This window comes from Nocardiopsis sp. CNT312, assembly GCF_000515115.1.
Lineage (GTDB): Bacteria > Actinomycetota > Actinomycetes > Streptosporangiales > Streptosporangiaceae > Nocardiopsis.
This window is the reverse complement of the sequence record NZ_AZXF01000010.1, coordinates 227,341-238,456: the sequence shown is the minus strand read 5'-3', so window position 1 is coordinate 238,456 and position 11,116 is coordinate 227,341. Positions and strand designations below refer to the sequence as shown.

Genomic DNA, 11,116 nt, shown 5'->3' with positions numbered 1-11,116 from the left:
GGTGGCGCTGTTTTCCGTCTGTCGCCCGCCACCACCCTCAACGGACGCCTGGTGGCGCTGTTTTCCGTCTGTCGCCCGCCACCACCCTCAACGGATGCCTGGTGGCGCTGTTTTCCGTCTGTCGCCCGCCATCCTCAACCGAATCCGCACGCCGTAGCCGCCACCGCCCAGAGGCCCGCCGCCGACAGTGCCACGGCGGCGGTCGGCACCGCGGCTCTCCGTGACTCGCTACGGCCACCCCGGGGCGGAGCGGTCGCGGACCTGCGGCAAGCTGGGAAGTGCCATGAGTCAAAGCAGCCGGTCCCACGCGACCTTCTCCAACTACGCCGCCTCACTCGGCATCCTCGTCGGCATCCTCCTGCTGATGGCCTTCGTGGTGTCCGCCCGGTCCGGGGAGAACATCCCGGAGGTCGACTACCGGTTCGACCTCACCTCCCTGCGCGAGGCCGCGGACTACCCGGTGGCGGTGCCGTCGGAGAACCTGGTGGAGGAGGGGTGGACCCCCACGAGTTCGAACCTGGACACGACCGGGCCGGTCGAGTGGAGCGTCGGCTTCGCCACTGCGGCCGACAGCCACGCCCGGCTGGTCCAGAGCGACGGGGACCCCGCCGTGTTCGTCCGGGAGCAGGTCCGAGGCGCCCCGGAGGTTGGCACGGTCGCCGTCAGCGGACACGAGTGGGACCACTACGAGTCCGATGACTGGGGCGCTCTGGTCATGTACGGGGAAGGTGTGACACTGGTCGTCGCGGGCAGTGCCGACACCGACGAACTCGCCCACCTCGCCGCAGGTCTGGAGACCGGAGACGGAGCGGGGGCGGAACGGGCCTGACACGACGCGGTCCCGCCGGACCGGCGGGACCGCACGCGTGTGTCAGATGCCGTGCCGACTACTCGGCGCGCAGGTCGCGGCGCAGCTCCTTGGGGAGCGAGAAGGTGAGCGACTCGTCGGCGGTGGTCACCGGGGTCACGGAGCCGTACCCGTGTCCGGCCAGCTTGTCGAGCAGCTCGCGCACCAGGATGTCCGGCACGGACGCACCGCTCGTCACCCCCACGGTGGTCACGCCCTCCAGCCAGGAGTCGTCCATGAGCGAGGCGTTGTCGATCAGGTGCGCCGCGTTCGCGCCGGCGTCCAGCGCGACCTCCACCAGGCGGACGGAGTTCGAGGAGTTGTCGGAGCCGACCACGATGACCAGCTCGCACTCGGGAGCCATGGCCTTGACCGCGTCCTGGCGGTTGGACGTGGCGTAGCAGATGTCGTCACTGGGCGGGTCGAGCAGGTTGGGGAACCGCTCGCGCAGCGCGTCCACGGTCTGAGTGGTCTCGTCCACCGACAGGGTGGTCTGTGACAGCCAGGAGACGTTGTCGGGATTGCGGACCTCGACCTTGTGCACCTCCTCCGGGCTCTCCACGATCTGGATGTGCTCGGGAGCCTCGCCGCTGGTGCCCTCGACCTCCTCGTGGCCGATGTGGCCGATGAGGATGATGTCCCGGTCCTCGGCGGCGAAGCGCTTGGCCTCCTTGTGCACCTTGGTGACCAGGGGGCAGGTGGCGTCGATGGTCTTGAGGCTGCGGCGTTCGGCTTGTTCGTGGACGGCCGGGGAGACGCCGTGGGCGGAGAAGACGACGATGGCCCCCTCGGGCACTTCCTCGGTCTCCTCGACGAAGATCGCGCCGCGCTCCTCCAGCGTGCGGACCACGTGGGTGTTGTGCACGATCTGTTTGCGTACGTAGATCGGGGCGCCGTACTGCTCCAAGGCCTTCTCCACGGTGATGACCGCGCGGTCGACACCGGCGCAGTACCCCCGGGGGTTGGCGAGCAGGACACGGCGTTGGTTCGTCGCGGTCGTCGCAGCAGTCATGCCCCACATCCTAGGTGCCTTGGGGCACTCGCAGGGCGGATGTGGTGAAACGCATCGGAGGGGGCGGATCCGGGGCGCGTCTGGCGTGAGGTGACGCTTCGGGAACAGGACGTATCCGGTTCGGAGTCGAAGTGGCGAAATCGTTCACTTATCCCCTGCTCATGCCGTTCTCCCTCCTCTATCCTGGTTCATCGTCGCATCTGTCCATAGGCGGTTCGCCCTCAGCTCGGCCTTGCCTGGTTTGATGGACGCGCGCCGCCGGCCCACCGAGCCGAGAGCATCAGGAGCCCCCGTCCTATGTCGAATCCGACAGTCACGAAGTTCATGACCATGGTCAAGGGGATCTTCGGCCGTAAGGAGTCCGTGCCCGCCACGGGTTCCGACACGGTCGCGGAGCCCGCCGTCGAGAAGGCGGAGGCCGCCACGGCCAACGCGACCGTGGAGACCCCGGAGGCTTCCGAGACCGCGAACGCCTCGGAGGCCGCCGAGACCTCCACGGCGGCCCCGGCCGAGGAGAAGCCAGCCGAGGCGGAGGCCGAGAAGCCCGCCGAAACCACGGAGACCACCACCGGGAAGCCCCAGCCCGAGGCTCCGGCGGCGGAGAAGGCGGAGCCCGCCGACGCGGAGGAGATCGCGGAGGAGATCGCGGTTGCCGAGGCCGACACGGCGGTCTCCAGTGACGATGTGCTGGAGAAGGTCCGCAAGGGCAACGCCCCGAGCGCCGACGAGCTGGCCGTCCCCACCTACGACGAGCTCACCCTTCCGTCGGTCCGGGCGCGGCTGCGCAAGCTCACCATCGACCAGGTCCGCGACCTGCGGGCCTACGAGGTCGCCCACCAGGGCCGGTCCGACTTCATCAAAATGTATGACAACCGGATCGCCAAGCTCGAGACCGCCGAGTAGGGGAGCCGTGTCGAGGGGGCCGCCGTTCCGACGGCGGCCCCCTGTTTTCGGAACGGAGCAGGATTCGTTTCGGTCACTATTGGGGAACTCTCCGGTGACGGAGGACGTCTACCCGGGCAGACGGGGCGCGTTCGTGTGCCCTCTCCGACCGAAAGGTTCTCCATGATCAAGCGATCCCTGGGCGCGGCGGCTCTCCTGGCGGCGGGGCTCTGGACGACCGGATGCACCGCGGACCTTCCTGGCGGTGGGGAGGTCACCCTCGACCCCGACGGTGTCAGCGTCGGCAACGGCGACGGTTCGGTGTCCACGGACCAGGACGGCAACACGTCCGTCACCGGAGAGGGGGAGAACACCCTCAACATCGCGACCGCCGACGGCACCGTCACGGAGGACTGCCAGGGCCGCTCCGTCAACATCACAGCCAACGCTGGAGAGGTCGTCCTCAACGGCGACTGCGCGGCGGTCACCGTCCTCGGCAGCAACATGACCGTCCACATCGGCACCGTCGAGACCATCACCGTGATGGGCGCCGACAACACCGTCTACTACTCCGGCGGCGAGCCCGCCACGAACAACCTGGGCACCGGCAACGACGTCTCCCAGGGAGGAAACGCCCAGAGCTGACCCCGTTCCGACCGGTCGTCCCCCGAATCGTCACCGCCCTCCCGTAGGGTCGACCGGTATGGGGATGGAGAGTTCCGCCGAGGCGCCTCAACCGGTCCGCGCCGTTCTGGGCGCCGTCGGCGGCTGGATCGAACGCCTGGGCCGCATCTGGGTCGAGGGCCAGATCGCCGAGCTCAGCCGGCGCGGCAGGATGGCCTACATCACGCTGCGCGATCCGGTCGCCAACGTGTCCGTGCGCGTGGTCTGCCAGAGGTCGGTGCTGGACGCGCAGAGCCCGCCGCCCGAGGCCGGCGCGCGTGTGGTCGTGCACGCCAAACCCGACTTCTACGAGGTGCGCGGCACCTTCTCCCTGCGTGCGCTGGAGATCCGCCACGTCGGGCTCGGCGAGCTCCTGGCCCGGCTGGAGCAGTTGCGCCGCACCCTGACCGCCGAGGGCCTGTTCGACGCCGCGCGCAAGCGGCCGCTGCCTTTCCTGCCCAACACGGTTGGCCTCGTCTGTGGGCGCGACTCCGCGGCCGAGCGCGACGTGCTGGAGAACGGCCGCCGCCGCTGGCCCGCGGTCCGGTTCGAGGTCCGGCCGGTCGCGGTGCAGGGCGACCGAGCGGTCCGCGAGGTGACCGAGGCCCTCAAGGAACTGGACGCCCATCCGGACGTCGACGTCATCGTCATCGCCCGCGGCGGCGGCTCCCTGGAGGACCTGCTGCCCTTCTCCGACGAGGCGCTGGTCCGCGCGGTGGCGGCGGCGGGCACGCCCGTGGTCAGCGCGATCGGCCACGAACAGGACGCGCCGCTGCTCGACCATGTCGCCGACGTGCGCGCCTCCACCCCCACCGACGCCGCCAAGCGGACCGTCCCCGACGTGGGGGAGCAGGCGCAGATCATCCGTGAGCTGCGCGACCGTGCGCGTCGCGTGATCACGGGCAGCCTGCAACGGGAGGCCGCCTGGCTGGAGGGCATCCGCTCACGGCCGGCGCTGGCCAGCCCGGTCAGGGAGGTCGACCGGCTCACCGAACAGGTCCTGGAACTGCGTGACCGCGCCCGACGGAGCCTGACGGTCTCGCTGGACCGGGCGGGCGACGGCTTGGCGCACACGCGTGCCCGTCTGCACGCCCTGTCACCGGCCACCACTCTGGCGCGCGGCTACGCGATCGTGCGCCGCGACGACGGTTCGGTGGTGCGGTCGGCACAGGAGACGGCTCCGGGGGAGACAGTGAGCGTACGCCTGGCCGAGGGAAGCGTGACCGCCATCGTGGACGGGGTCCGCACCGACGAGAGCGAGGAGTGACATGGCGCAGAAGAAGGCCGAGGAGCGGGCCGCGGACGAGCCCGAGCTGAGTTACGAGGAGAGCAGGGAAGAGCTCAACAGCGTGGTCCGCCGACTGGAGTCCGGAGGGCTCAGCCTGAAGGACTCCCTCGCACTGTGGGAGCGCGGCGAGGAGCTGGCGCGTGTGTGCGAGCAGTGGCTGGAGGGCGCGCGCGCCACGCTGGCCGCGGCCATGGACGAGCGCCGGGGCGAGGGGCCCGAGGAGGGCGACACGCCCTTCTAGCGCCCGTTGAACCGGTCGTTCAGCTCGCGGATGTTCCCGGGCAGTCCCCGAAAGACACCGATGATCAGGACCAGGGCCGTGCCGAGGAACAGCCAGGGGGCGATCTCGGCCAGGCGGGAGGCGAGCCCGAGCAGGAGGACGCGGGAGAAGCCCTCGTGGCCCAGCGCCATGAGGACCTCGGCGGCGGTCACGGCGACGAAGTAGGCGATGGGTGGGCTGACCGAGAGCGACAGCAGGTCGCTCGGGCGGACCAGGGACGCGGTAGTCGTGCAGGCCACGGTGAAGGCCAGGCCCGGGACGGCGGGCACGGACACCGCGTGCGCCACCATCGTTCCGGCGAAGCTGAGCACGCAGATCAGGAGGACGGCGCCGCGCCCGGTCAGGCGGGGCGCTCCCCGGGCCGGGGCGGGGTCGGGTGGCGGGCCGACCCGGTCGGGTCTCCTCCCGCGAGAGGCACCGCGCCCCTGGTCCCAGGGGCGCGCGAGGCGCGGTGCGTGTCCGGGCTTCGCCGCTTTCCTCGGGGGCATCGTGGTTCGCCCTCCCCGTGTGTTACTCACGGTGTTCAGTGTGTCATTCGCCGTGAGGATCTTGTGACTCCCTCTTGGGCCGTGTCGTCGTTTCGGCGGCCGACGACTTCCGAGGTGATCACGTTCCCTCTCGTCAGTGCACCGGTATGGGGCGTACCGGTTGCGCATCGCGTGCCGGTCACTCTCAGTGAGCACTCTCCTCGGCGTTGATTTTGGGATGTCCTTGCTGACCTTTGGCCTCTGTCCGTATCTCGTCGAACTCGGGTTCCGGTCGTTCCTGTTCCAGCAGTTCCGGGGCGGAGGTGGCCCGTGGCCCCTCCCCCACCCCCGTGGGGCGCTCCAGGTCCGCCTCCACGATCCCGAGGTCCCGGAACCGGCGGGCCGTCACCAACACGCGGTTCTCCAGGGAGCCGACGGTCTGGTTGTAGGCGTGCACCGTCCTGCCCAGGGCCCGGCCCAGCCCCTCCACGTGGCCGCCGAGCGTGGACAGGCGCCTGTGCAACTGCTTGCCCAGCTCGAACACCTCACGGGCGTTCTCGCTCAGGGCCTCCTGCTGCCACGCGTACTGTGCGGTGCGCAGCAGGGAGATGAGTGTCGTGGGGGTGGCGATGTGCACCTTCCGCGCCATCGCGTGCTCCAACAGGCCGGGGTCGTGCTCCAGAGCGGGGGCGAGAAAGGCCTCACCGGGCACGAACAGCACCACGAACTCCGGTGCCGGTGCGAACGACTCCCAGTACGTCTTCGCGGCGAGCTGGTCGACGTGGGTGCGCAGGTGCCGTGCGTGGGCGCGCAGCCGCTCGGCGGCCACCGACTCGTCCGCGGACTCCACCGCGTCCAGGTAGGCGGCGAGGGGCACCTTGGAGTCGACCACGATGCTCTTCCCCCCGGCCAGCCGCACCACCATGTCCGGGCGCCGTGCCCCGCCCGCCGTGCTCACCTGTTCGTCGAAGTCGCAGTGGTGGCCCATCCCTGCCAGTTCCGCGACCCGGCGCAGTTGGAGTTCGCCCCAGCGCCCGCGCGCCTCCGGTCGGCGCAGGGCGGCCACCAGGGAACGCGTCTGGTCGCGCAGGCGCTCGGAGCCCTCCCGCACCATCTCCACCTGCCGTGACAGTTCGGCGTGGGCGGCGGCCCGTCCCGCGTCCGCCTCGCGCAGCCGGGCCTCCACCCGGTCGAGTGTGGCGGTCAGCGGCTCCACCATGCGCTCCACCGCGCGCCGCCGCTCGTCCAGGTCGCCGCCGGCCTGGGCGCCGACCGCCCGCAGACGGCCCTCGGCCAGGTCGAGGAAGCGCTGGTTGGTCTCGTCCAGCGCCTGCGCGGACAGGGCGCGGAAGCGGTCGGCCAACCGTTCCTCGACGTAGGCGGCGCGCTCGTGCGCGGCGTCGGCGCGGGCGCGCTCCTCGGCGGTCCGGGCGCGGGCGAGGAGCCAGCCGACCGCGAGGCCCAGGGCCGCGCCGACGAGGAGCACGATGACGTAGGGGAGGCCGTCCATGGCGCCCTATGCTGCCAGGCTCGGCGGGGATCGGGGGCGAGCCACGCGCTCCGGTGCGGAAAGCCGGATGGATCGGGTATGTCGGGGTCTGTCGCCGCCCCCGGACGGACCGGCCGCCGGGACGCATAGACTCTGACGTTGTGAGTCTGTCTATCGGGATCGTCGGCCTGCCCAACGTCGGCAAGTCCACCCTCTTCAACGCGCTGACCAAGAACGACGCTCTGGCGGCGAACTACCCGTTCGCGACCATCGAGCCCAACGTCGGGGTCGTGGGGGTGCCCGACGCCCGCCTCGGCGCGCTGGCCGAGATGTTCGGTTCGGCGAAGGTCCTGCCCGCGACGGTGGACTTCGTCGACATCGCGGGGATCGTGCGAGGTGCCTCCACCGGTGAGGGCCTGGGCAACAAGTTCCTCGCCAACATCCGCGAGAGCGACGCCATCTGCCAGGTGATCCGCGCCTTCGAGGACGCCGACGTCACGCACGTGGACGGCGACGTGGAGCCCTCGCGCGATATCGAGACGATCAACACCGAGCTGATCCTGGCCGACCTCCAGACCCTGGAGAAGGCCCTCCCGCGTCTGGAGAAGGACGCCAAGCGCAACGCCAAGGACAAGGACGCCCAGGAGCTGCTGCGGGCGGCCGGCCAGGCCCAGGACATCCTCGACTCCGGGCGGTCCCTCTACGCGGCCGAGAGCGTGGACACCGACCGGCTGCGCGAGCTGAGCCTGCTCACCGTCAAGCCGTTCATCTACGTGTTCAACCTCGACAGCGGGGACCTGGACAACGAGGCCCTGCGCGCCAAGCTCCAGGAGCTGGTCGCTCCGGCCGAGGCGATCTTCCTCGACGCCAAGATCGAGGCGGAACTGGCCGAGTTGGACGAGGAGGAGGCCCAGGAGCTCCTGGAGTCCATGGGACAGCAAGAGGCGGGCCTGGCCCAGTTGGCCCGGGTCGGCTTCGCCACCCTGGGGCTGCAGACCTACCTGACCGCCGGGCCCAAGGAGGCGCGGGCCTGGACGATCAGGAAGGGCGCGACCGCCCCCGAGGCAGCCGGGGTCATCCACACCGACTTCCAGCGCGGCTTCATCAAGGCGGAGGTGGTCTCCTACGACGACCTCGTGGCCGCCGGCGACATGCAGGCCGCCCGTGCCGCGGGCAAGGTCCGTATGGAGGGCAAGGACTACGTGATGGCTGACGGCGACGTCGTGGAGTTCCGCTTCAACGTCTGAGCTTGAGACCGAACCTGTGCGGTTCTTGTGCTCGGTCAGCGTCTCGGCACGTTTGACGGTTTTGCCGACCCCGTGCCGGGGTGCGGGCCTGCGGTTCCTCACCCCGGGAGGACGCTCGGGACCGGGCCGGGAGGGTGTGGACGCACCCGCCGGTCAGGCCACCCTCGGTCGCGGGTGGCCAAACCCGCGTCGCCTCCGGGCCGGGGACCAACGGCCCGGCCTCGCCGCCCGCTCCCCTGGGCGGCACAGGTCCTGGGAGCGGGCTCTCAGCAGGCTGAAGTGAGTGGCACTTCATTCAGTACCACTGCTGTGGCGGTTCCCCTCTGGAGGTAGGCATGTCCATCACCGGCGGGTGAAGCGCGCAGATCCCTGTCCCCTTGGGCAAGCAGGTCAACGAGGACCGCGGCGCTGTCGAGATCGTCTCGAGGCACGGCAACGCGGTACTCGTCTCGGCTGAGGACGGTGCCGGGCTTCGGGAGGGCACCTACCTTCCGTGCCCGCCGGAGAACGCTCTCCGCCTGCTCGAGTCGTACGGCAGCGCGCTGCGGGCCGCCGAGCGCGAGCCGGTCCTGGCTCCGGGGACCTCCAATGAAGCGACCGGTGTTCGAGGACCGAGGCTGGGGGACTGCGCATCCTGGCCTCGGATCGACCGGAAGACGCTCACCCGCATCAACAGGCTGACCGATGGCGTCCGCCGCCGTCCCTTCTCCGGGACCGGTCAGCCGGAGCCGTTGAAGTACCACCTTCCCGACGCCTGGTCGCGGCGGACGATGAGCAACGGATCGTCTCCGTGGTCACAGGCGGCGAGGTCATCATCGCGGTCCGGTACCACCACTGGCGTGGTTCCCGAAAGGTTCGGATCGGGCCGCCGCGCGGTTCAGTCGCGGTCCGCGTTGCCGGAGCCGCCGAGGTCGATCCCGCCGTGGATGGTCTCGGCCTGTACCACGGTGCCCGACACGTCTCCTGAGACCGTGTTCCTCGTCGATCCGGCACCGGCGGAACCGCTCCGCCCGCCGCCCCCTCTGCGCTGGCTGATCGCCGTCCACACCGCGACCGCCAGCGCGGCCAGGCCCACGGCCAGGGAGCCGATGCCGGACAGGTCGGAGAGGTCGTTCAGTCCCAGGTCCAGGTCGGGCAGGAGCCGGGGCAGTGCCCAGGCCCCCGCGAGTACGAGCGCCACCGATCCCAGAACCGCCGTCCACAGCCATCGCATGAGCGCATTGTGCCCCGCCGTCGACCACGGAGGGTAGGGCCGGGCCGAATCCGGCCAGTGGCCGGATCGGCGCGCGGGTGTCCGCGCAGGGAGACGGGTCACATCCGGTCAACGGTTTCCCGCCGGACGGGGGAGACGGCTCATTTTTATCGAGTCAGTAACAGGCATCTTGGATGTCCGAAATTGCCTGACCTGAAGGATGGTCGTTCCAGTTGCCCGAGATATCTACCCTTTGCGCGTGCTTTGCGTATTTTGGGAAGCACGACTTGTCCACAGTTGCGGAAACGCGAAGAGACGATGTCGGTGCCCAACCCCCACAATGGCTCACTATAGGGATGGGGTAGACAAGGGCATGGCGAAGGGCCGTCCACACCGGGCGGCGACGACAGCGCAGGAGGCGGGGATGGCGAAGCCGTCGCGGTACGGCGACAGCGGTACCGGGTTCGACGCCCCTCCGGCCCGACGGCCCCGGGCGGGGGCGGGCGGACGCTGGTGGGTCGGCGTGGGACGGGCCGTGCTGTGGGCGTTCATCATCGTCGTCGTCTTCAACGGCATCTGGTTCCCCCTGCGCGGCGGCCTCGCCCTGTCCGGCGGTGCGGGGGAGTCGGCACCGCCACCGCCCGACGCCTACCCCGAGACCTCCTCCGCGGCGTTCGCGCTCCGCTTCGCCGAGGTCTACCTGGACACCTCCGACCCCGAGCGGCGCCTCGGCGAACTCGCCGCCTACGTACCCGAGGGCGAAGCCTCCGGCCTCAACACCGCGGCCGACAGCCTCACTGGTGAGAACCTCACCGTGATCGCGGTCGACGTCCTCGACGAGCACAACGCCGTCGTCGTGGTCCGTGCCGACGTCAACGGCGATCCCATGCGTCTCGACGTGCCCGTGTACGCCGACGGCGACGCACTGGTGGTCTCCGGGCGCCCGGCGCTGCTGGCCGCGCCCACCACCGCGACCCTGCCCCAGGCGACGGCCTTCGAGGCCGACCCCCTCGCCGCGCAGCAGCTCCAGGAGGTACTGCCCGGCTTCTTCGAGGCCTACGCGGGCCAGCCGGAGTTCCTGGAGCGCTTCGTCGAGCAGGGCGCCTCGATCGCCCCGCTCCCGGAAAGCAGCCTGGAATTCGCCGAACTGTCCGACATCACGGTGCCGGTGCGGTCCTCGACCGGGGATGATGACGTACGACAGGTACCGGTCACCGTCCACTGGACGGTCCCGGGATCCGACGGTGGAGAAGCGGGCGAACTGGTACAGGACTACCTGGTCACCGTCGTCGACTCTGGTGACGAGTGGCACGTGCGGGACATTCAGGGTGCCCCGCACTCGTTCGGCGGCTGACGGGGCCCTAGGCAAGGAGACGAGGAGAACCATGCGCACAGCAGCGACCACACCGGAGGGCGACGCCTGACATGCTCCCCCTGTTGTCCTCCACCGCCGACGCCCTCACCCAGGCGGCCGGTCCCGGCCTCCTCCACCTCGCGTCGGAGAGCCCGCCGGCACAGGCCCCCGACACCGGCGGCCTCGCCGACTTCCTACGCGGCTTCTTCGGCCCCCTGTTCCTCGTCATCGTCTCCATCGTGGCCGTGTTCTTCCTCTTCACCCGGGAGATCACGCGGTTCGCGCAGTTCATCATCCTGGCGATCTTCATCGGGATCGTCTTCTACGTACCCGGCATCATCGAGGTCATCGCGGTGGCGCTCGCCCGAGCCATGGGTGTGACGACGGAATAGGCG

12 protein-coding genes and 1 pseudogene are annotated in these 11,116 nt (G+C 70.3%); 9 read left to right on the top strand and 4 right to left on the bottom strand.

The genetic code is table 11. From position 1 onward, the window contains the following. Positions 1-283 precede the first annotated feature (283 nt). Complete coding sequence (locus B042_RS0102815) at positions 284-829, top strand: DUF4245 domain-containing protein (RefSeq protein WP_028646957.1); 546 nt, start codon at positions 284-286, stop codon at positions 827-829. A gap of 58 nt (positions 830-887) precedes the next feature. On the opposite strand, the gene B042_RS0102810 is transcribed toward B042_RS0102815, so the two are convergent. Then, the gene (locus tag B042_RS0102810; RefSeq protein ID WP_051415420.1) at positions 888-1,859 is read right to left on the bottom strand and encodes a 4-hydroxy-3-methylbut-2-enyl diphosphate reductase; all 972 of its coding nucleotides are present in this window, start codon (positions 1,857-1,859) and stop codon (positions 888-890) included. Between the two features lie 297 nt (positions 1,860-2,156). Here B042_RS0102810 and B042_RS0102805 point away from each other — a divergent pair, with 297 nt between their 5' ends. The 4 genes from B042_RS0102805 to B042_RS0102790 all read left to right on the top strand — a co-directional run bounded on the left by B042_RS0102805 (position 2,157) and on the right by B042_RS0102790 (position 4,933). After that, on the top strand, positions 2,157-2,762 hold the full coding sequence (locus B042_RS0102805; protein ID WP_028646955.1) for a hypothetical protein: 606 nt from the start codon (positions 2,157-2,159) through the stop codon (positions 2,760-2,762). Between the two features lie 162 nt (positions 2,763-2,924). Further along, complete coding sequence (locus B042_RS0102800; protein WP_051415419.1) at positions 2,925-3,386, top strand: DUF3060 domain-containing protein; 462 nt, start codon at positions 2,925-2,927, stop codon at positions 3,384-3,386. Between the two features lie 58 nt (positions 3,387-3,444). Further along, complete coding sequence (gene xseA / locus B042_RS0102795) at positions 3,445-4,671, top strand: exodeoxyribonuclease VII large subunit (RefSeq protein WP_028646953.1); 1,227 nt, start codon at positions 3,445-3,447, stop codon at positions 4,669-4,671. Between the two features lies 1 nt (position 4,672). Beyond that, positions 4,673-4,933, top strand: coding sequence for an exodeoxyribonuclease VII small subunit (locus B042_RS0102790; protein WP_028646952.1), 261 nt, complete (start codon positions 4,673-4,675; stop codon positions 4,931-4,933). Here B042_RS0102790 and B042_RS0102785 read toward each other — a convergent pair. Continuing rightward, positions 4,930-5,460 carry a DUF6542 domain-containing protein gene (locus B042_RS0102785; protein WP_028646951.1) on the bottom strand — a complete coding sequence of 177 codons (531 nt, stop codon included), beginning with the start codon at positions 5,458-5,460 and terminating at the stop codon, positions 4,930-4,932. The genes B042_RS0102790 and B042_RS0102785 overlap by 4 nt on opposite strands. Before the next feature lie 184 nt (positions 5,461-5,644). After that, positions 5,645-6,949, bottom strand: coding sequence for a DNA recombination protein RmuC (locus B042_RS21745; RefSeq protein WP_081748555.1), 1,305 nt, complete (start codon positions 6,947-6,949; stop codon positions 5,645-5,647). Positions 6,950-7,089: 140 nt separating this feature from the next. Here B042_RS21745 and ychF point away from each other — a divergent pair, with 140 nt between their 5' ends. Then, complete coding sequence (gene ychF, locus B042_RS0102775; protein ID WP_028646950.1) at positions 7,090-8,175, top strand: redox-regulated ATPase YchF; 1,086 nt, start codon at positions 7,090-7,092, stop codon at positions 8,173-8,175. A gap of 377 nt (positions 8,176-8,552) precedes the next feature. Next, positions 8,553-8,885: pseudogene (locus B042_RS26315) on the top strand (hypothetical protein); the annotation flags it as partial. Positions 8,886-9,052: 167 nt separating this feature from the next. Here B042_RS26315 and B042_RS24220 read toward each other — a convergent pair. Then, positions 9,053-9,388 (bottom strand): hypothetical protein, encoded by a 336-nt coding sequence (locus B042_RS24220; RefSeq protein ID WP_051415417.1) that lies wholly within the window; start codon positions 9,386-9,388, stop codon positions 9,053-9,055. A 403-nt stretch (positions 9,389-9,791) separates the two neighbouring features. On the opposite strand from B042_RS24220, the gene B042_RS0102760 reads away from it, so the two are divergent. Together B042_RS0102760 and B042_RS0102755 are read left to right on the top strand one after the other, a co-directional pair. Beyond that, the gene (locus tag B042_RS0102760; RefSeq protein WP_028646949.1) at positions 9,792-10,721 is read left to right on the top strand and encodes a conjugal transfer protein; all 930 of its coding nucleotides are present in this window, start codon (positions 9,792-9,794) and stop codon (positions 10,719-10,721) included. A 71-nt stretch (positions 10,722-10,792) separates the two neighbouring features. After that, positions 10,793-11,113 (top strand): hypothetical protein, encoded by a 321-nt coding sequence (locus B042_RS0102755; RefSeq protein WP_028646948.1) that lies wholly within the window; start codon positions 10,793-10,795, stop codon positions 11,111-11,113. Positions 11,114-11,116: the final 3 nt, after the last annotated feature.

Coding starts and splice junctions, on each gene's coding strand:
- B042_RS0102815 (WP_028646957.1), top strand. CDS start 284: ATGAGTCAAAGCAGCCGGTCCCACGCGACCTTCTCCAACTACGCCGCC.
- B042_RS24220 (WP_051415417.1), bottom strand. CDS start 9,388: ATGCGATGGCTGTGGACGGCGGTTCTGGGATCGGTGGCGCTCGTACTC.
- B042_RS21745 (WP_081748555.1), bottom strand. CDS start 6,949: ATGGACGGCCTCCCCTACGTCATCGTGCTCCTCGTCGGCGCGGCCCTG.
- B042_RS0102785 (WP_028646951.1), bottom strand. CDS start 5,460: ATGCCCCCGAGGAAAGCGGCGAAGCCCGGACACGCACCGCGCCTCGCG.
- B042_RS0102790 (WP_028646952.1), top strand. CDS start 4,673: ATGGCGCAGAAGAAGGCCGAGGAGCGGGCCGCGGACGAGCCCGAGCTG.
- xseA (WP_028646953.1), top strand. CDS start 3,445: ATGGGGATGGAGAGTTCCGCCGAGGCGCCTCAACCGGTCCGCGCCGTT.
- B042_RS0102800 (WP_051415419.1), top strand. CDS start 2,925: ATGATCAAGCGATCCCTGGGCGCGGCGGCTCTCCTGGCGGCGGGGCTC.
- B042_RS0102810 (WP_051415420.1), bottom strand. CDS start 1,859: ATGACTGCTGCGACGACCGCGACGAACCAACGCCGTGTCCTGCTCGCC.
- B042_RS0102760 (WP_028646949.1), top strand. CDS start 9,792: ATGGCGAAGCCGTCGCGGTACGGCGACAGCGGTACCGGGTTCGACGCC.
- B042_RS0102755 (WP_028646948.1), top strand. CDS start 10,793: ATGCTCCCCCTGTTGTCCTCCACCGCCGACGCCCTCACCCAGGCGGCC.
- B042_RS0102805 (WP_028646955.1), top strand. CDS start 2,157: ATGTCGAATCCGACAGTCACGAAGTTCATGACCATGGTCAAGGGGATC.